Below are 17,717 nucleotides of genomic sequence, written 5' to 3'. Positions count from 1 at the left end.
GTGCGATGGAGTCGAGTGAACTGGCCCTCCGTTGGCTACGTCTCCCTCGAGGACTTCGACGGCCAGCGCGAACACGTGACCCGGTTGCTCGAGGACGCCCCTCCCACGGTCGCCGCGCTCCTGACGGTCAAGTGGACCGACTCGCGGATCGAACGCTGGATCGTGGAGTCCGCCGACGCCGTCGTCGACCCGGACGCCGACGAGGACGACGTGACGACCCCCGTCGACCTGCCGGGCCACGGTGTGCCCGACCCGGTCGTCGTGCACGCGGACATCGTGGTCCGCAACGACGAGGTCCTCGACACCCCGAGCGGCCTGTGGCGCCGCTGGAACCACGCCAGGGTGTCGCTCCGGCTCCGGGACGCCGTCATCGACCCGCACGGGGTCGATCCCGCAGCGCTGCTCGCCGGTGACGCGCACGTCGCCCGGGGCGAGCTCGAGTACCTGAACGAGCACGACGCCTGGGAACTCCGGCTGCTGATCTCCCCCGTCGGCGAGGTCGCGATCCGGTTCCGTGGTGTCCGGGTGGCGATCCGGAGCGTCGCCGAGTCCGTCTACTCGGGCCTGGAGTCGCGGCCGGCACGCGGCTGGCACGGCCCGGTGCCGGACGGCTGGGTGGAGTGGACGACCGAGGTGGTCCGGGCCGCGGCCTACGGCGACCTCGGCGGGCTGCACCTGGCCGACGACGCGAGCGACGTCGACGACGTCGACCCCCGATGGGGCTTCGCCCCGCTGCACGCCGCCGCGTGGTTCGACCACCCCGAGATGCTCGAGGAGCTCCTGCGCCGCGGCGCGACCCTGCAGCTCGAGGACACCGAGGGACGGACGCCGCTGACGCTGGCGATCGACCGCGACGCGCGACGGGCGGTCGACGTGCTGGTGGCAGCGGGTGCCGACCTGGAGGCCCGTGACGGCGACGGCAACACCCCGATCATCCGCGCCGCGTGGGGTGGGCACGCCGCGATCGTGCGTGCCCTCGCCGCCGCGGGTGCGGACACCGCGGCGCGCGGCTCACGTGGCGCGACGCTGCTGATCGCGGCCGTCGACTCCGGCGACGTCGAGACCGTCCGTGCGGTGCTGGCGCAGGGCGTCGACCGCGATGCCGTGGACGACGAGGGCTCGACCGCTGCCGACCGCGCGGAGTTGCTCCGCGAGACGGCCGTGGCCGACCTGCTCGCCGCTGCCTGAGCGCCGTCCGCACCACGGCCCGTGGGCCGACCCGCGCCGGACGTGACGAAGCGCGGCGGACGGGAGCAGGGCCTCCCGTCCGCCGCGCGCTCGCGGGTCGACCGTCCTAGACGGTGACCTGCTCGACGGCGTTCGCCTGCGCGACGCGCCCGTACCAGCGGGCGGAGTCCTTCGGCGTGCGCTCGAAGGTCTCACGGTCCCACGCGACCAGCCCGAACGTCGGCCGGAAGCCCGACGCCCACTCGTAGTTGTCGAGGAGCGACCAGTGCTGGTAGCCGAGGACCTCGATGCCGTCCTCGATGCAGCGGTGGATGCCCTCGAGGGCGCCCTGCGTGTACGCCTGCCGACGGCTGTCGTCGGCGGTGGCGATGCCGTTCTCGGTGATCATCAGCGGAACGCCGCCGGAGAGCTCCCACGCGCTGCGGAGCCCGTCGGCCGAGGCTTCGGGGTAGAACTCCCAGCCGGTGAGGGTCGTCTCGACGTCGTCGGACACGGGCAGGGGCCCGTCCGGACCGATGAACGTGCGCGTGTAGGCCTGCACGCCCAGGAAGTCGTCGCCGGCGGCGTTCTCGAGGTACCAGTCGTCGCGCGGGTACCCGTACTCGCGGAGCATGGCGTCCGCCCCGGGCTCGCCGGACGACTTGAAGGCCTGGGTCGCGATGGTCCACCCCGACTGGAGGCCCGACACCTGTGACAGGACCTCGCGCGACCGCTTGTGGCTGGCCAGCAGGGCGTCGGCGACGCCCAGGTCCGGGTTCGGCAGGCCGAACGCCACCAGGTTGGCCGCGTCCTCGCCGCCGGCGAGCATCGCCGCGATGTTCGGCTCGTTGATCGTGCAGACGTAGCGGACGCCGTCCTGCACCACGGGGAGCGCGGCCTCGGTGTAGCGGGCGAACAGGTCGGCGGCATCGGGGGCGCGCCAGAAGCCGTCGCGTTCGAACCAGCGCGGCACGGTGAAGTGCATGAGGGTGACGATCGGCTCGATGCCGAACTCGTGGCAGGCATCGACCATGCGGCGGTAGTGGTCGACCTCGGCACGGCTGACGAACCCGCGCTCGGGCTCGATGCGGGCCCACTCGATGCTGAACCGGTACGAGTTCAGCCCGAGCTCGGCCGCGATGCGGATGTCCTCGCGGTACCGGTGGTAGCTGTCCGCCGCGTCACCCGAGGGCTCGACGATGGTGGTGTCCGGCTCGTGCTCGTGCACCCACCAGTTGCTGTTGACGTTGTTGCCCTCGATCTGGTGGGCGGCGGTGGCGGCACCCCAGAGGAAGCCGTCGGGGAACTGCAGCGTGGAGATGATGGTGCCTTTCAGTGCGTGTTCGAGTCAGTGCTGGCTCAGGAATGCGTCGAAGACGGCGACCGTCCCGAGCGGGTTCTCGACCTGGGGGCCGTGGTAGCTCGCGGGGATGACGACGTACTCGGCGCCGGTCTGCTCGGCCATCGCCCGCTGCCACGGGATCGGCCAGGCGTTGTCCCACTCGCCGTGGGCGACGAGGACCGGCAGGCCCGTGGCGCGCAGGGCGTCGGAGGCGTCGGTGTGGTCCTCGAGGATGTGGCCACCGGCGACGACGCTGAGCGGGCTCGTCGCGTCGAAGCGGTCGCGCACCATCCGGACGTCGTCGGGCAGCTCCTCGTCGGGCCGGTACGCCCAGAGCGGGTTCGTCGAGTCGAACAGCTGCCGGAGGTTCCCGCCGGTGTCGTGCAGGATCGTCAGCTCGGCGACCTTGCGGTACGGCCACCCGTGCGGGCCGGAGCAGAACTGCACGACGTCGCGGAACGCCGTCGGGTCCTGCAGCGCGGCCGCCCGGACGATCACACCACCGAGCGAGTGCCCGACCAGGTGCACGGGGGCGCCGTCGTCGAGCAGGCGCGCGACCCGGACGACGTCGGCCGCTTCTTCGTCGAGGGAGTAGTCCCGCGGCTCGGTCGGCGCGGCCGAGTCGGCCTGACCACGCCGGCTGATCGCGACGGCGGTCCACCCGGCGTCGCGGAGGACGGGCAGGAACGTGCGCCAGTCCTCCTTCGAGCCGGTGTACCCGGGGACGATGAGCACAGTGCCCTTCGACACCCCCTCGGGCACGATCCGGTAGGCCGTGAGCCGCCCGACCGGGACGTCGATCCCGACGACGTCGACGCCGTCCGGGGTGGGCAGGTGCCCGAACGGCGGGACCGTCGGGAAGTCGTGCAGGGTGGTCATGGTCGTCCTTCCGAGAGCGTGCGGCGCGGGTTCGGCACGGCGTCGAGGAGGGCGATCGTGTACGGGTCCTGCGGGTCCTGCAGTACCTGGGCCGTGTGACCCCGCTCGACCACGGCGCCCTCGTGGAGCACCATGATGTCGTCCGTGATGAGCCGCGCGCTCAGCAGGTCGTGCGTGATGTAGAGGAGCGAGACGCCCCACTGCTCGCGGAGGTCCTCGAGCAGTGCGAGCACCCCGGCACGCAGCGTCACGTCGAGCATCGACACCGGCTCGTCGGCGATGATCACCTGCGGGTCGCTCGCGAGTGCACGGGCGATCACCACGCGCTGCCGCTGCCCGCCGGAGAGCTGGTGCGGGAGCTTCTGGGCGAACTGCTCGACGGGGGTGAGCCCCACCGTCTCGAGCAGCTCGAGGACCCGACGTCGGGCATCACGCCCGGTGAGCCCGGTGTAGTTCGCGATCGGCCGGGACAGCGTGTACTCGACCGTGTGCAGCGGGTTGAGCGCCGAGTACGGGTCCTGGAACACCATCTGCACCTCGGAACGCAGATCCCGCAGGCCGCGCTTGCCGAGGCGGGCGACGTCGAGGTCCCCGAACCGGACCGTGCCGGTGGTCGGCTTCTCGACGCCGGTGAGCAGCTTCGCGATGGTCGACTTGCCCGAACCGGACTGGCCGACCAGGGCGAGCGACTGCCCGGGCTCGAGGGTGAACGACACGTCGCGCACGGCCTGCACCGGCTGCTCACCGCGGCGCGGCGCCGGGTAGGTCTTCACGATGTGGTCGACGACGATCGGGTTGCGGGCGGCACTGCGCTCGCGGGAGCCGACGGTGCTGAACGACGAGGTCGTCTCCTGCCGCTTCTCGCCGGCCTCGGCGCGGAGCGAGCGGTCCGGGAAGCCCGGCAGCGACACCACCTCGGCGCGGGGGTCGGCGTAGTGCGACAGGAGCATCTGCGTGTACTCGTCCTGCGGGTCGCGGAGGATCTCGCGGGAGCCGCCGTCCTCGACGATGCGGCCTTCGTGCATCACGAGGACGCGCTCGGTGGCCTCGAGGACGATGCCGAGGTCGTGGCTGATCAGGATCGCCGTGAAGCCCTCGGTGCGCTGCAGCTCGATGATCGTGTCCATCACGGCGTGCTGCACGAGCACGTCGAGCGCCGTCGTCGGCTCGTCGAACACCATGAGCTGCGGCTCGAGCGAGAGCGCCAGGGCGATGGACACGCGCTGCCGCATACCGCCGGAGAGCTCCCCGGGGAACCGGGCGAGCATCGAGGTCGGCAGCTTCACCTTCTCGATGAGCTCCTTCATCCGGGCGTCCCAGCGGTCGCGTGACACGTGGCCGTGCGCCCTGAAGACGTCGATGAAGTGGTTCCGGATCGTGCGCACCGGGTTGAGCGCGTTCATGCCGGACTGCAGCACCATGGCGAAGCCGCCCTGCCGCTGCTGGCGCAGGGCTTCGTCGTCGAGGTCGCGGATGTCCTTGCCCGCGAAGACGATGCTGCCGCCGTTCGTGCGCGCCGGCGGCTTCTGCAGCCGGGTCAGCGCGTAGCCGAGCGTCGACTTGCCCGAACCGGACTCGCCGACCAGGCCGACGAACTCGCCCTTCTGTAGCTGGAACGACACGTGGTCGACGGCCTGGACGGCGCTCTGACCGGCCGATTCGTAGACGACCGACAGGTCGCGGACGTCGAGCAGGACGGAGGCGTCGCCTTGGTCGTGACGGGCGTCGGACTGGAGGCCCGTGGCGGCGCCGGTGGGCGCCTCCAGGCCGTCTGCCGGGTGCGTTTCTGGCAAGCCGCTCATGCGCGCTTCTCCTTACGGGGCCGTGCGCCGTCGCGCAGCCGCGGGTTGGACACGGCGTCGACGCCGAAGTTGATCAGGGTGAGGCTCATCGCCAGCAAGGCGATGCAGAGACCCGGCGCGAAGAGCAGGATCCACTGCCCCGTGAGGAGCGCGTTCGAGTTCTGCGCCCAGTAGAGGATCGTGCCCCAGCTGACGATCGACGAGTCGCCGAGTCCGAGGAACTCGAGGCCCGCCTCGGCGAGGATGGCGCTGGTGGCGGCCCCGAAGAAGCTGCCGACGATCAGGCTCGTCATGTTCGGCAGGATCTCGCGGAACACGATGCGGGTCGCGCCCTCACCGGAGAACTGGGCGGCGGTGACGAAGTCCCGACCGCGCAGCGACTGCGTCTGCGAACGGAGCACACGCGCACCCCACGCCCAACCGGTCACGACGATGACCGCGATGATCACCGCGATGCCGCCGTTCTGCAGGTAGGCGGCGATGACGATCATCAGGGGCAGACCCGGGATGACGAGGAACAGGTTCACGATGAACCCGATGACCTCGGCGATCCAGCCGCGGACGTAGCCCCAGCTGAGGCCGATCGCGACGGCGACGAGCGTGGACAGGATGCCCGCGACCGCGCCGACCATGACCGAGATGCGAGCGCCGTAGATGATCTGGGACAGGACGTCCTCGCCGGCGGCGGTGGTGCCCATCCAGTGGTCGGGCGTCGCGTCGGCGGACCGGGCGAAGCCGTTCTGGCTGGCGCCGTACGGGGCCAGGAGCGGGGCGAAGACCGCCACGAACACGAAGACGCCGAGGATGATGATGCCGATCCGGGCCTTCTTGTTCGACCAGACGACGCCGAACTGGCGGGCGGCGGCGCGGAGCTTGCTCGGCGCCTGCTGTTCTTCGTTGGGTGCGTTCTCTTGTGTGCGCACCGACACGGTTGCGTTGGTCATCGACGCGTCCTCGGGTCCAGAACGCCGTACATGACGTCCACGATGAAGTTGGCGATGAGCACCGACACGGTGATCATCAGGAAGAGGGCCTGCATGAGCGGGTAGTCCTGCCCGATCACGGCGTTGAACAGCAGGTAGCCGATGCCCGGGTAGCCGAAGACCTGCTCGACCAGGACGGAACCGCCGACCACGCCACCGAGCGCCAGACCGAAGCCGGTCAGGTTCGGCAGGATCGCGTTGCGGGCCGCGTAGCGGATGGCGACGGTGCGTCCGCGGAGGCCGTTGGCCTCGGCGAAGGTCACGTAGTCGTCACCGAGGGTGTTGATCATCGCGTTGCGCATGCCGATGATCCAGCCGCCGAGGCTCGTCACCAGGATCGTGACCGCCGGCAGCACCGCGTGTTGCAGGGCGTCGCCGAAGAAGGCACCGTTCAGGCCGGGCGTCGTCGTGGCCGAGTAGGCACCCGTGGTCGGGAACCAGTGCAGCACGTAGCCGAGGAAGAACAGCAGCAGCAGGGCGGTCCAGAAGTACGGGAACGTCGACATGAAGCTGCCGGACAGGGTCGGGAGCGAGTCGAGCCAGGTACCGCGCTTCCACGCTGCCGCGACACCGATCAGGGTGCCGAGGACGAACGCCAGGATCGTGACGACCCCGACGAGGATCAGCGTGTACGGCAGGGCCTTCGACACGAGGTCGCCGACGGGCTGCGGGTAGAAGGTGTAGCTCGTCCCGAAGTCGAGGGTGATGACCTGGTGCAGGTAGCTGACGTACTGGTCCCACAGGTTGCCGGTCGGTACCCCGAGCTGGGCCTCGATGGCCTTCTTGGTGGCGTCGGTGACCGGACCGTTCTGGCTGAGCTTCGCGAGTGCGGCGTCGGCCGGGCTGCCGGGCATCAGGCGCGGGAGCACGAAGTTCAGCGTCACCGCGGCCCAGAGGGTCAGGACGAAGAGGACGAGTTTCTGGAGGATGTACTTCACTTCTGGTCCTCCTGCGCCTTCTGCTCCTGCAGGATCTGCTTGCCGGCGGCGCTGTCGCGCAGCCGGAGCTTCGTGAAGATGAGCAGCGGTGCCGAGTCGTAGTTCTGCGGTGCCATGTAGGGGTCCTTCGCACTCGGCCAGCCGACGAACTTGCCGGTGTTGAACAGGCCCCAGAGCCCGCCGTAGTACATGCCGATGACGGGGAGCTCGTCGTACACGGTCTGCTGCAGCTGGTCGAGGATCTCCTGCTGCTTCGCGGTGTCCGTCGTCGCCTTGTACTCGTCGAGGAGCTTCTGGGTGTCGGCGTTCTTGTAGCGCTCGTAGTTGTTGACGGTCGACTTGCCGACCGGCTGGTAGAACTCGGTGCTGAGCAGGGAGTTGAACGCCTGGTAGACGTCACCGTTGCCCATGCCGCCCATCGCCATGTCGAACTCGCCGTTGTTGATGTTCTGCTGGTAGCCGGCGGGCTGCGGCGCCTGGATCGTCACCTTGATGCCGATGGCGGTGAGTTCGCGGCGGACCTCCTGCGCGGCGCGGAGCCAGTCGGAGTAGCCGTTCGCGGTCATGATCGTGATCGCGAGCTGCTTGCCGTCCTTGACGACCTTGCCGCCCTGCACCGAGTAGCCGGACTTCTCGAAGCTCGCGAGCGCCGCCTTCGTGTCCTGGGTGATCATGCCCTTGTCGGGGATGTCCGGGTTGAGGTAGCGCTCCTGGTTCGGCAGGATCAGGCCGGTCTGGCCCGCCGCCGACAGGTTGCCCTCGGACGCGGTCTCGGCGATGGCGTCACGGTCCAGCGCGAGCGAGATGCCCCGGCGGACGTTGACGTCGCTGTACGGCGCCTTCGTGAGGTTCGGGATGAGGCCGATCACACCGCCGGCCGGGAACCACCACTCGTTCGTCTTCGACGCGGCACCCCAGGTGCCCTTGACGTCGGAGATGAACGAGTACGCCCAGTCGTAGCCGCGGGTGACGGTGTCGAGCTGGGTGTTCGTCGCCGGCAGGATGAGGTGCTTGATGGCGATCTTGTCGGCCTGCCAGTACTTCGGGTTCTTGTTCATCGAGTACTGCTGGTCGGTGTAGTTGCCGAGGACGAACGGACCGGTGCCGACCGGGTTCGGGTCACGCCAGGTCGTCGGGTCCTTCACGCCGCCCCAGTGGTCCTCGCCCAGGATGTACGTCTGGCCGATGATCGTCAGGCTCGGGACGTCCTCGCTCTTGAGGTGGAAGACGACGTGGTCACCGTCCTGCTCGATGCTCTTGATGTGCTGCCAGGCGCCCTTGACGTCCATGGCGGGGAACTTCTTGAGCAGGTCGAAGGTGAAGACGACGTCCTTCGCGCTGAACGGCGAACCGTCGGACCACTCGACACCCGAGCGGATCGTCATGTCGATGGTCTTCGCGTCGGGCTGGCTCCACGCGCTGGCGAGCCACGGGTTGCGCTTGCCGTCGAGGGGGTTCACCTCGATGAGGGGCTCGTACATCCACTTGGAGGCCGTGCGGGCGTTCGCGATGTACGGGTTGAAGTTGCGGTCGAACAGCGGGTTGCCGCGGTCCGCGTTGATGAGCATCGTGTCCTTGCCGATGGTGGGATCGGGTTCGGATCGGACCTGGATGCTGCAGCCGGTGGCCACGAGGGCCACTGCGGCGAGGCCGGCGATGGCCGCGACGAGGCGGCCTCGGCGGCGTGGGCCTGGGTCACGCGTGCCGCGCGTGCGCTGTGGGGGAAGCGTCATTGCTCGGTCGACCTCCATGTCGATTCGGTACGTGCTCAATGTATGCGCTTACATCGCGGCGTGCAACCGCAGGTGTTGTTTCGCGGGGCGGCGCACGGTGCGAGGTGCGCCGACTGGTGCGAGGTTGCCCGCTCCGTGCACTGCTCCGGGCTCGCACGGGGCGCCGAAGGTCGCACGGGATGCGCAACGCCGCGCGGTGCGACCTCGCGACCTCGCGACGGCACGCACGCTACAGCGCGGGCGGGCAGCTCTCGCGCAGCAGCACCTCGACGGGCAGGCGCACGGCGCGCGGCGGCCCCTCGCGACGTTCGAGCCGGTCGACGATCGCCAGGACCGCAGCACGACCGAGCGCCCCCATCGGCTGGTGCACCGTGGTCAGGCGCGGCGACGAGAACCGGCCGGCGTCGATGCCGTCGAACCCGGTCACGACGAGGTCCTCGGGCACGCGGAGCCCCCGGGCAGCGGCGGCGTCGAGCACCCCGAGCGCGGACTGGTCGTTCGAGCAGACGACGGCGCGGGGGACGACGTCGGACAGCAGCGACACCGCGAGCTCCCGCGCCCGGGCCCTGCCGAAGTCACCGTGCACCGTGCGCACCGCCGAGGCCGGCACCCCGTGGTCGGCCAGCGCTGCCCGGAACCCCGCCGAGCGCTCCATGTCGTCGGGCGAGTCGATCGGGCCCGCGACGTACGCGAGGGACCGGATCCCCAGACGCCCGATCACGTGCGACGCCAGGGTCCGCATGCCCGCGGCGTTGTCCACGCTCACCGAGTCGAACCCGTGCGAGCGCCGGTCGTCGGCGAGCACCACCACCGGGATGCGTCGGGCGACGTGCTCGAGCAGGTCGTCGGGCACCGTCTGCGCCAGCACGGCGAGCCCGTCGACCCGGCCGGCGACGTCGTTCACGATGACGTCGCGCGACGACCCCCGGCCGGCGGCGACCATGAGCGCGAGACCACGCTGCCAGGCCTCGGTCTCGGCGCCGCGCAGGACCTCGTCGAAGTACAGGTTGGACGAGAACGGCTGGGTCACGTGGCGTCGGTCGTCGACCACGCGGACGCCACCGTCGGTGACCAGGTCCGGCCGCTCGTCGGGCACCACGTCGAAGCCGGGCAGCAGCAGTCCGACGACGCCGGTGCGTTTGCCGGCGAGGGCCCGGGCGTTGCCGGACGGGACGTACCCGAGGCTCCGGATCGCTGCCTGCACGCGGTCCCGGGTGCCCTCGCGGACGGCGTCGGGCGTGCGGAGCACGCGCGAGACGGTGGCGATGGAGACGCCGGCTGCAGAGGCGACGTCGTAGACCGTGGGAGGTGCGGTGCGCTGGTCGGCCAACCCGTGCCTCCCGTCCGACGTCCGCTGGTGCCGCGCCTCGACCATGCGGCCGGACCATCCTAGGCATGCCCCGTACCGGGAGTTCTCCACACGGCGCCGGAAACGCTTGCGGGACAGCGGGTGTCGCGCGACACTGTTGCGACCTCAGTACGTCCCGTGAGGAAGCGCACCGGCGGGCCGCGGGCCCGCACCGACCAGGTTGCCCACACGCAGGGGAAGGACACGACATGTCACAGTCGACACGTTCCGGGAGCAAGCTCGCACTCCGCGCGAGCCACGACGAGGCCGAGGTGCGCGACGCGCTGCTCGAACGCACGGATTCGATCCGCACGTTCGACGACGCCGACGCGTCGCCCGAGTCGGCGGACCGCCCCTAGCGGCGCACGCCGGGTCTCCCCCGCCACGGCCAGGAGGCCCGGCGCACCGCCCACGCGCCGCTCGCGTCAGCGCTCGGTCGCGCCCACGATCGTCATGCCCGCCCCGCGCAGGCGTCGGCGCTCCTGCGCGATCCAGCTCAGCAGTCGGTCGTTGGTGCCGGCGACGTGGGCAGCCACGAGCTCCGCTGCACGGTCGGCGTCGCCGTCGCGCACGGCGTCGATGATGGCGCTGTGCTCGTCCCATGCGGCGTCGCGCGCCTCGGGCGTGCGGACCTCGATCCAGCGCGTGCGCTCGAGTCGGGTCAGGGCATCGGCGATCGCATCGGTGACGAACCGGTTGCCGCCGAGCGCGGCGAGGTCCAGGTGGAACGTCGACCCCATCCGGATGCCGGCCTGCTGGTCGGGGGTGGGACGGAGGGTGTCGAGGTGCCCGCGGACCTCGGCGAGCTGCTCGGCGGTGGCGCGCTCGACGGCGAGCCGTGCGGCGGCGGGTTCGAGGATGCCGCGGAGTTCGGCGAGCGAGGCGATCTCGTCGAGGTCGATCGGGGTGACCGTCCACGAACGGCCCTCGTGCAGGATGAGCCCCTCACGCTCGAGCCGCGACAGTGCGGCGCGGACGGGCGTGCGCGAGGCGTGGAACCGTGCTTCGAGCCCACGCTCCGAGATGCGCTCCCCCGGTGCGATGTCGAGGGTCAGGATGGCTGCGCGCAGGTTGTCGTAGAGCTGGGCCGTCTGCGACACGGGTGCGTCGTCGGTCGGGTCGGTCACGGCGGACAAGCCTAGCGGCGGAGCGGCCGGAATGGTATACCGTTGTGGTATACCAATTCGTTCCGTGCTGGAACCACGACGAACGGCCGAGACGCATGCCCACGACCGACGCCCCGCAGCGATCCACCACGACACCACCGGTCTCCGCCCGCGCCTGGACGATGCTCGCCCTCGGGGTCGCGGCCCAGGCGGCGGGGACGCTCGTGGTGTCCGCGCCGGCGCTCCTCATCCCGCACCTGCTCAGCCGCGGGACGTCCCTGCCGGCCGCCGGGCTGCTCGCCGCCGCTCCGACGTTCGGCATGGTCCTGACGCTCATCGCGTGGGGTGCGATCACCGACCGGTTCGGCGAGCGCATCGTCATCGCCGGTGGGCTCGTGCTCACCACACTGACCGTCGTCGGCGCCTGGCTGGCCGCGGGCGACCCGGTGCTGCTCGGGCTGGCGTTCCTGGCCGGCGGCATGACGAGTGCCTCGACGAACGCCGCGAGCGGCCGGGTCGTGGTGGGGTGGTTCCCGAAGGAGCGCCGCGGGCTCGCGATGGGCATCCGGCAGATGTCGCAGCCGCTCGGGGTGACGCTCGCCGCGGTGACGGTGCCGCAGCTGGCCGAGGGCTCGGGGATCCGTGCGGCCCTGGTCCTGCCGATCGTGCTGTGCGCCGTGCTCGCGGTGTGCTGCGCGATCGGGATCTCGGACCCGCCCCGTCCGACCCGTGCCGCGGTGGCCACGGCGACCGCCAACCCCTACCGCTCGAGCGGGTTCCTGTGGCGGGTGCACGCGGTGTCGGTCCTGCTCGTGGTGCCGCAGTTCACCCTGTCGACGTACGGGCTCGTCTGGCTCGTGGGCCTCGGGTGGTCGACACCGGCGGCCGGCCTGCTGGTCGGTGCCGCGCAGTTCGTCGGGGCGATCGGCCGGATCCTGGTCGGTGGCTGGAGCGACCGGGCCGGGTCGCGCGTCGGCCCCCTGCGGATCGTCGCGGTGAGCGCGGCGGTGGTGATGGCGGTGCTCGCGGTCGTCGACGCCACGCACCTGGCCGGGGCGGCGGTGTTCCTGGTGCTCGCGACGAGCGTGACGGTCGCCGACAACGGGCTGGCGTACACGTCCGTCGCCGAGGCGGCGGGGCCGTTCTGGTCGGGGCGGGCGCTCGGGGCGCAGAACACCGGGCAGTTCATCGCGGCGAGCGCCGTCGGTCCGGGCATCGGCGCCCTGGTCGGCGCGCTCGGCTTCGCGGCGTCGTTCGGCATCGTGGCGGTGCTCCCGCTGCTGGCCGTCCCGCTGGTGCCCCGCCGAGACCGCTCCCACGACTGACCGTCCGCGCGACGCAACGCGATCGACCCCCTCCGTCCGCTCCGCCCCTCGCGCTCGTCAGCCCTGTTCGTGGTCCGCACGCTCGGGGTCGTCCTGGGATTCCCGGCGGCGGTCCTGCATGAGCTCCTTCGTCCGGAGCAGACGCAGCGCCGTCACGAGCACCAGCCCACCGAGGACGTTGAACAGCAGCGTGTACCCGAACCAGCCGAGCCACTGCCCGTAGGTGATGTCCGCGCCCGACTGGATCGCACCGAAGACGAGCAGCGAGTCGAGGATCGAGTGGAAGAGCTGCAGCCCGGCGAGCAGGAAGCCTCCGGCCACGGCGGCGACGAGCTTCGCGGGGTCCGAGTCGGTGCCCTGCTGCATCCGCGTCATCAGGGTGATGGTGCTGCCGCCCAGGACCGCCAGCACGATGCTCTGCAGCCCGAACGGCGCGTCGACGTAGTGGTGCGCCGACTCCGACAGCGTGGCGTGCCACTGCGGGAACGCCTGGACGACGAGCCACATGAACACCCATCCACCGGCGAGGTTCGCCACGAGGGTGCCGCCCCACAGTCGCACGAGCTGCAGCACGGTCCCCTCGCGGGCGACCACGGCCGCGACCGGCATCAGGAAGTTCTCGGTGAAGAGCTCGCTGTGCGCCAGGTGCAGCGCGATGAAGCCGATGCCGAAGGCCAGCCCGGCGAGCAGGTGGCTGTCGGTCTCGGTGAGCACGGCGAGGTACGCCATCACCCCGAGACCGACCTCGAGGCCACCGAAGAACCCCGTGACGAGGACGGCCCGGGCCGTCCGTTGCAGCCGCTCCGCGCCCTCCTCGATGGTCGCGTCGAAGGACTCCGCGAGTTCGTCCTCCACGGGTGCGTCGCTGGTGCCGAGCTCACGTCGGCGGTCGTCGGTCATGGCGGGGACGCTATACGCGGCCGTCGTGGCGGCCCGCAGGATCGCGCCGAGACGGACGGGAGGCCCGGTACCAGCTGGCACCGGGCCTCCCGTCCGTCGTCCGGTCACCGCTCAGGCGGCCGGCACCGCCGGTCCCACCGGCCACCGCAGCAACGCCGCGGCTGGCGCACCGTTCGGCAGCGACGCGGCGTTCACGAGCAGCAGCTCCGCGTCGGTGAGGGCGACCGCCCGGACGATCGCGCACACGGCCGGCACCGGACCGATGGCCGGCGCACCCGCCGCCTGCTCGGGTGCCGTGGCGATCCACGGCGCCGATCCCAGCGCGAGCAGGGTGCGGTCGCCGATCGCGGCGGCGTCGATCGCGACGACCGAGGCCTGCGCCTGCTGCAGCGCCTCGACGACAGATCCGAGGCCGGTGACCGTCTGGTTGTCCCCGCGGCCGACGTGGGTGCGGAGCAGGTCCTCGAAGTCGTGCCGGCGGGTCGCGATGACCCGGGCGAGCGCGATGTCGACGTGCTCGACGAGCGCGGTCTCCGCCGCGTCCGACGCCCGGGGGTCGACCGGGACCTCGGACACGACGGCTCGAGCCTCGGTGGACAACTGGTCGAGCAGGAGCCCCCGTGCGCGGATGTCCCCCGCCACGACGATGAGCTTCGGCTGCAGCCGCCGGAAGGCCTCGTCGACGGACGTGGCGACCTCGTTCTGGTTGTCGCGCCAGATCTCCTCGGTGTGGTGCTGCCACCGCAGGTGCGACCAGCCGCCGCCCTGGAACTTGTGGAGCGTGTCGGTGCGGCCCTGCACGCGCTGCTCGTCGCGCCGGTCCGGCACGTCGGCGTGGCCGAGACGGTAGGCGCGGTGGCCACCGCCCTCGCGACCGACCTCGACGATCAGGAACGGCAGGTCGAGCGGCCGGTGCGCCAGGAGCGGCAGCAGGTCGGGCACGGGGTCGTGGCCGATCGACGTCGGGGCGTGCATCGCCCCGGGCAGGACCTCGCTGAGCACGAGTTCACCGTCGTGCACGAGCACGTACCGGCTGACCGGCGCGGGCACCCCGGGCGTCTCCTCGAGTTCGGCCATCACCGTGTCGATGACCTCGGCGTCCGCCCCGGCCGACCGCAGGACGTCCTCGGCCTTCCGGCGCTGCAGGGCTGCGAGGTGCTGCGGGTCCTCACGGTCACCGGACGCGTCGACGTAGGCCCACGTCCAGGTGCCCCCGCGCTTCAGGCGTTCGGCGATCCCGGACTGCAGGTGCGGCGCGTCATTCTGCGTCAGAGCCATCGGTGCTGCCCTCCCTGGTCTCGGTGCGGTACACGGTCGCGTCGGCTCCGTCGCCCTCGCCGGTGGGCAGCGGGTCGGCCCGGTCGGCGTCGTCCTCGGGGAGCACGTCGGTGGTGTCGTCCTGCAGCTCGCCCTCGAGCTCGCCGTCGTAGCCCGACGCGGCGACGGTCTCCGGGCCGTCGGTGTCGTCGGGGACCGGCTCGGACTGCCGGAACTCCTCGACGTGGGCGTTGCTGCCGTGCCCCTGGACGATGCTCTGCGCCTCGTGCGCGAGCTGCTCGTCGAGTTCGGGGCGATGGGTGGTGTTCCCGCGTTCGGTCATCGCTTCTCCTCCCGGTCGTGCCGCCGGCGGCCATCGCCGTCCGGGGCGTCGGTGTCTGCTCTGTTACCCCACGGTCCGCGCCCGGGCCTGGGGCCGTTCCAAGGTGCGCCGGGAACGCGCAGTGTCGGTACGGTCACGAAACCACAACGGCATTCGGTTCTGTGGTTGGGTGTGGGCAACCCCGATCAACGACGAACGGAGTGCGGCAATGGCGCCACCACAACGACCGATCACGAGACGACACCTGTTGGGCTTCGGCCTCGGTACGGCGGCGGCGGGGCTCCTCGCCGGCTGTGCGGTCCCGGGCTCGACCAACGTCAACAAGGCGGCCCTCGTGCCCGCCGCGGCCTCGGGTGAGACCGTCCAGCTCACCTACTGGGCCTGGCTCAAGGACCTGCAGAAGGTCTGCGACGTCTGGAACAAGACACATCCGAAGATCCAGGTGTCGGCGAACTGGATCCCCGGCGGCAACAGCGGCGGGTACCAGAAGATGTACTCCGCGCTCGCGGCCGGCGGTGGCCCGGACATCGGGCAGGTCGAGCTGCGGCAAATCCCCGAGTTCATGCTCGCCAACGGCCTGGTCGACCTGGCCCGGTACGGCGCGAAGGACTTCCAGTCGAAGTACGACGAGGCCGCGTGGGCGCAGGTGTCGTTCGTCGACGGCATCTACGGCATCCCCCAGGACACCGGCCCGATGGGCTTCTACTACCAGACCGCGCTGCTCGAGCAGGCCGGCGGCGAACCCCCGACGACGTGGGACGAGTGGCGTGACCTGGCCGACAAGGTCCGGAGCACCGGCAAGCAGAACTACCTCGAGGTGTTCCCGGTCGCCGACGCCTCACCCTTCGCCGCGTACGCACAGCAGGCCGGTGCGCGCTGGTTCAAGGTCGACGGCGACGAGTGGGTCGTCGACATGACCGACGACAAGACCCTGATGGTCGCCGACTTCTTCGACGGCGTGATCGACGACAAGCTCGTCGACACGAGCGCCGGCGCGTACTCCCCCGGGTGGTACGCGGCCGCCGCGAGCGGCAAGATCGCCGCGGTCACCAGTGCGAGCTGGGGTGACGCGCTCATCGAGTCGGTGCAGGGCGGCGAGGGCAAGTGGAAGGTCGCCCCGATGCAGAAGTGGGGCGCCGACGGCTTCGGCTCGAGCGCCATCGGCGGTTCGACGGCCGCGGTGCTGGCGAACGCGAAGCACCCGCGGGAAGCGCTCGAGTTCATCACGTGGATGACCACCTCGAAGGAGGGCATCGACGCGATGATCAAGTACTGCGGCATCGGTTGGTCGCCCGCGGTCGACTACATCGGGGCGCAGCGCGAGAAGCCGTCGAAGTGGTTCTCCGGCCAGAACTACAACGAGGACGTCTTCGTGCCGGCCTCGAAGGAGCAGAACATCGACTGGTCCTGGTCCCCGGTGACCCAGTCGGCCTTCACCAGCCTGCAGAACCAGTTCCGCCGCAAGATCACCTCGGGCCTGAAGCTCAGTGACGCCGTGGAGCTCGCCCAGCGGGAGATCGTCCAGTCCTTCAAGGACAAGGGCCTCAGCGTCAGGACGGCACGATGACCCAGCAGACCACCACCCCACGGACCACCGGTCGACCGGCCGGCAGTACCCCCGCGTTCCGCACGAGCACGAAGGCCACGAGCGCGCAGAAGCGTGCCCCGTGGATCCTGCTCGCCCCGTTCCTGGCCCTGTTCCTGCTGACGTTCGTCATCCCGATCATCAGTGCCCTGTTCCAGTCGTTCACCACCGTCGACCGCGAGGGCCTGTTCGGCGAGGACGGTGTGGTCGGCCGGTTCGCGGGGTTCGACAACTACGTGATCGCCCTGCAGGACAGCGGGTTCGTCGCATCGATCGGCCGCATGCTGCTCTTCGGCATCGTCCAGGTCCCGGTGATGATCATCGCCTGCACGATCCTCGCGCTGCTGCTCGAGTCGGCGAGCGCACGCTGGCCGGGCTTCTTCCGGGCGGTCTACTTCATGCCCTACGGCGTCCCCGGGGTCATCGCCACGATCCTGTGGTCGTTCCTGTACGTGCCCGGTCTGTCGCCGATCGTGTCGCTGCTGCAGTCGATGGGGCTGCAGCCGGACTTCCTCGGCGCCAACAGCGTGCTGTGGTCGATCGCGAACATCGTCACGTGGACGTACACCGGCTACAACATGCTCATCATCGTGGCGCAGCTGAAGTCCATCCCCGGCGAGGTCTACGAGGCCGCGAAGGTGGACGGCGCCAACGCGTTCCAGGTCGCGTGGCGGATCCAGATCCCGCTCATCGCGCCGGCCCTGGTGCTCACGACGGTGTTCTCGATCATCGGCACGCTGCAGCTCTTCGCGGAGCCGCAGATCCTGTCGACGGTCGCCCCGGCGATCGACACCGAGTACACGCCGAACTACGCCGCCTACACGAACGCGTTCGCGTTCAACGAGTACGGCGTCGCCAGTGCGCAGGCGGTCATCATCGCCCTGGCCGCGTTCATCCTGTCGTTCACGTTCCTCGCGCTGACGAACCGTCCACCCAAGGACGAACGCGACCGACGCAAGCGCGCACGGCGCGACGGCCGGGAGGCCCGCACCGCGCTCCAGACGCGCGC

Annotated in this window: 15 protein-coding genes and 1 pseudogene; 5 read left to right on the top strand and 11 right to left on the bottom strand. The window is 70.7% G+C overall.

The features are described from left to right. Positions 1-1,188, top strand: coding sequence for an ankyrin repeat domain-containing protein (locus tag QRN30_RS00580; protein ID WP_284760031.1), 1,188 nt, complete (start codon positions 1-3; stop codon positions 1,186-1,188). A 106-nt stretch (positions 1,189-1,294) separates the two neighbouring features. Here the strand turns inward: QRN30_RS00580 and QRN30_RS00575 are convergent, their stop codons facing one another. The 7 genes from QRN30_RS00575 to QRN30_RS00545 form a co-directional block, all read right to left on the bottom strand. After that, complete coding sequence (locus QRN30_RS00575) at positions 1,295-2,491, bottom strand: glycoside hydrolase family 1 protein (protein WP_502869527.1); 1,197 nt, start codon at positions 2,489-2,491, stop codon at positions 1,295-1,297. Positions 2,492-2,515: 24 nt separating this feature from the next. Next, positions 2,516-3,388, bottom strand: a complete 873-nt coding sequence (locus tag QRN30_RS00570) for an alpha/beta fold hydrolase (RefSeq protein WP_071250596.1) — start codon at positions 3,386-3,388, stop codon at positions 2,516-2,518. Continuing rightward, on the bottom strand, positions 3,385-5,190 hold the full coding sequence (locus QRN30_RS00565; protein WP_017886393.1) for an ABC transporter ATP-binding protein: 1,806 nt from the start codon (positions 5,188-5,190) through the stop codon (positions 3,385-3,387). The genes QRN30_RS00570 and QRN30_RS00565 overlap by 4 nt, the downstream gene beginning before the upstream one ends. Further along, positions 5,187-6,134, bottom strand: coding sequence for an ABC transporter permease (locus QRN30_RS00560; protein ID WP_017886394.1), 948 nt, complete (start codon positions 6,132-6,134; stop codon positions 5,187-5,189). Before QRN30_RS00560 ends, QRN30_RS00565 begins: the two co-directional genes overlap by 4 nt. Continuing rightward, the gene (locus QRN30_RS00555; protein WP_017886395.1) at positions 6,131-7,111 is read right to left on the bottom strand and encodes an ABC transporter permease; all 981 of its coding nucleotides are present in this window, start codon (positions 7,109-7,111) and stop codon (positions 6,131-6,133) included. The genes QRN30_RS00560 and QRN30_RS00555 overlap by 4 nt, the downstream gene beginning before the upstream one ends. After that, complete coding sequence (locus QRN30_RS00550; RefSeq protein ID WP_231564061.1) at positions 7,108-8,862, bottom strand: ABC transporter substrate-binding protein; 1,755 nt, start codon at positions 8,860-8,862, stop codon at positions 7,108-7,110. The genes QRN30_RS00555 and QRN30_RS00550 overlap by 4 nt, the downstream gene beginning before the upstream one ends. A 211-nt stretch (positions 8,863-9,073) precedes the next feature. Then, positions 9,074-10,219 (bottom strand): LacI family DNA-binding transcriptional regulator, encoded by a 1,146-nt coding sequence (locus QRN30_RS00545; protein ID WP_017886397.1) that lies wholly within the window; start codon positions 10,217-10,219, stop codon positions 9,074-9,076. Between the two features lie 182 nt (positions 10,220-10,401). Between QRN30_RS00545 and QRN30_RS00540 the strand changes: the two genes are divergently transcribed. Then, complete coding sequence (locus QRN30_RS00540) at positions 10,402-10,551, top strand: hypothetical protein (protein ID WP_017886398.1); 150 nt, start codon at positions 10,402-10,404, stop codon at positions 10,549-10,551. A gap of 66 nt (positions 10,552-10,617) precedes the next feature. Here the strand turns inward: QRN30_RS00540 and QRN30_RS00535 are convergent, their stop codons facing one another. Next, positions 10,618-11,319, bottom strand: a complete 702-nt coding sequence (locus tag QRN30_RS00535; RefSeq protein WP_235045662.1) for a GntR family transcriptional regulator — start codon at positions 11,317-11,319, stop codon at positions 10,618-10,620. 95 nt (positions 11,320-11,414) lie between these two features. Between QRN30_RS00535 and QRN30_RS00530 the strand changes: the two genes are divergently transcribed. Beyond that, positions 11,415-12,623 (top strand): MFS transporter, encoded by a 1,209-nt coding sequence (locus QRN30_RS00530; protein WP_017886400.1) that lies wholly within the window; start codon positions 11,415-11,417, stop codon positions 12,621-12,623. 57 nt (positions 12,624-12,680) lie between these two features. Here QRN30_RS00530 and QRN30_RS00525 read toward each other — a convergent pair whose 3' ends face one another. The 3 genes from QRN30_RS00525 to QRN30_RS00515 all read right to left on the bottom strand — a co-directional run bounded on the left by QRN30_RS00525 (position 12,681) and on the right by QRN30_RS00515 (position 15,123). After that, positions 12,681-13,523 carry a formate/nitrite transporter family protein gene (locus QRN30_RS00525; protein ID WP_159557214.1) on the bottom strand — a complete coding sequence of 281 codons (843 nt, stop codon included), beginning with the start codon at positions 13,521-13,523 and terminating at the stop codon, positions 12,681-12,683. A 111-nt stretch (positions 13,524-13,634) separates the two neighbouring features. After that, positions 13,635-14,801, bottom strand: coding sequence for a baeRF2 domain-containing protein (locus QRN30_RS00520; protein ID WP_017886402.1), 1,167 nt, complete (start codon positions 14,799-14,801; stop codon positions 13,635-13,637). Further along, the gene (locus QRN30_RS00515) at positions 14,782-15,123 is read right to left on the bottom strand and encodes a hypothetical protein (RefSeq protein ID WP_017886403.1); all 342 of its coding nucleotides are present in this window, start codon (positions 15,121-15,123) and stop codon (positions 14,782-14,784) included. Before QRN30_RS00515 ends, QRN30_RS00520 begins: the two co-directional genes overlap by 20 nt. Positions 15,124-15,331: 208 nt before the next feature. Here QRN30_RS00515 and QRN30_RS00510 point away from each other — a divergent pair, with 208 nt between their 5' ends. Both QRN30_RS00510 and QRN30_RS00505 read left to right on the top strand, forming a co-directional pair. Then, on the top strand, positions 15,332-16,690 hold the full coding sequence (locus QRN30_RS00510) for an extracellular solute-binding protein (protein WP_031259368.1): 1,359 nt from the start codon (positions 15,332-15,334) through the stop codon (positions 16,688-16,690). After that, a pseudogene (locus QRN30_RS00505) lies at positions 16,687-17,637 on the top strand (carbohydrate ABC transporter permease); the annotation flags it as partial. The gene QRN30_RS00510 and the pseudogene QRN30_RS00505, both read left to right, overlap by 4 nt. Between the last annotated feature and the right edge of the window lie 80 nt (positions 17,638-17,717).

This window comes from Curtobacterium sp. MEB011, from assembly GCF_030209655.1.
Taxonomy (GTDB): domain Bacteria; phylum Actinomycetota; class Actinomycetes; order Actinomycetales; family Microbacteriaceae; genus Curtobacterium; species Curtobacterium poinsettiae.
The sequence above is the reverse complement of the archived record's forward strand: the minus strand, read 5'-3'. Positions and strand labels throughout refer to the sequence as shown.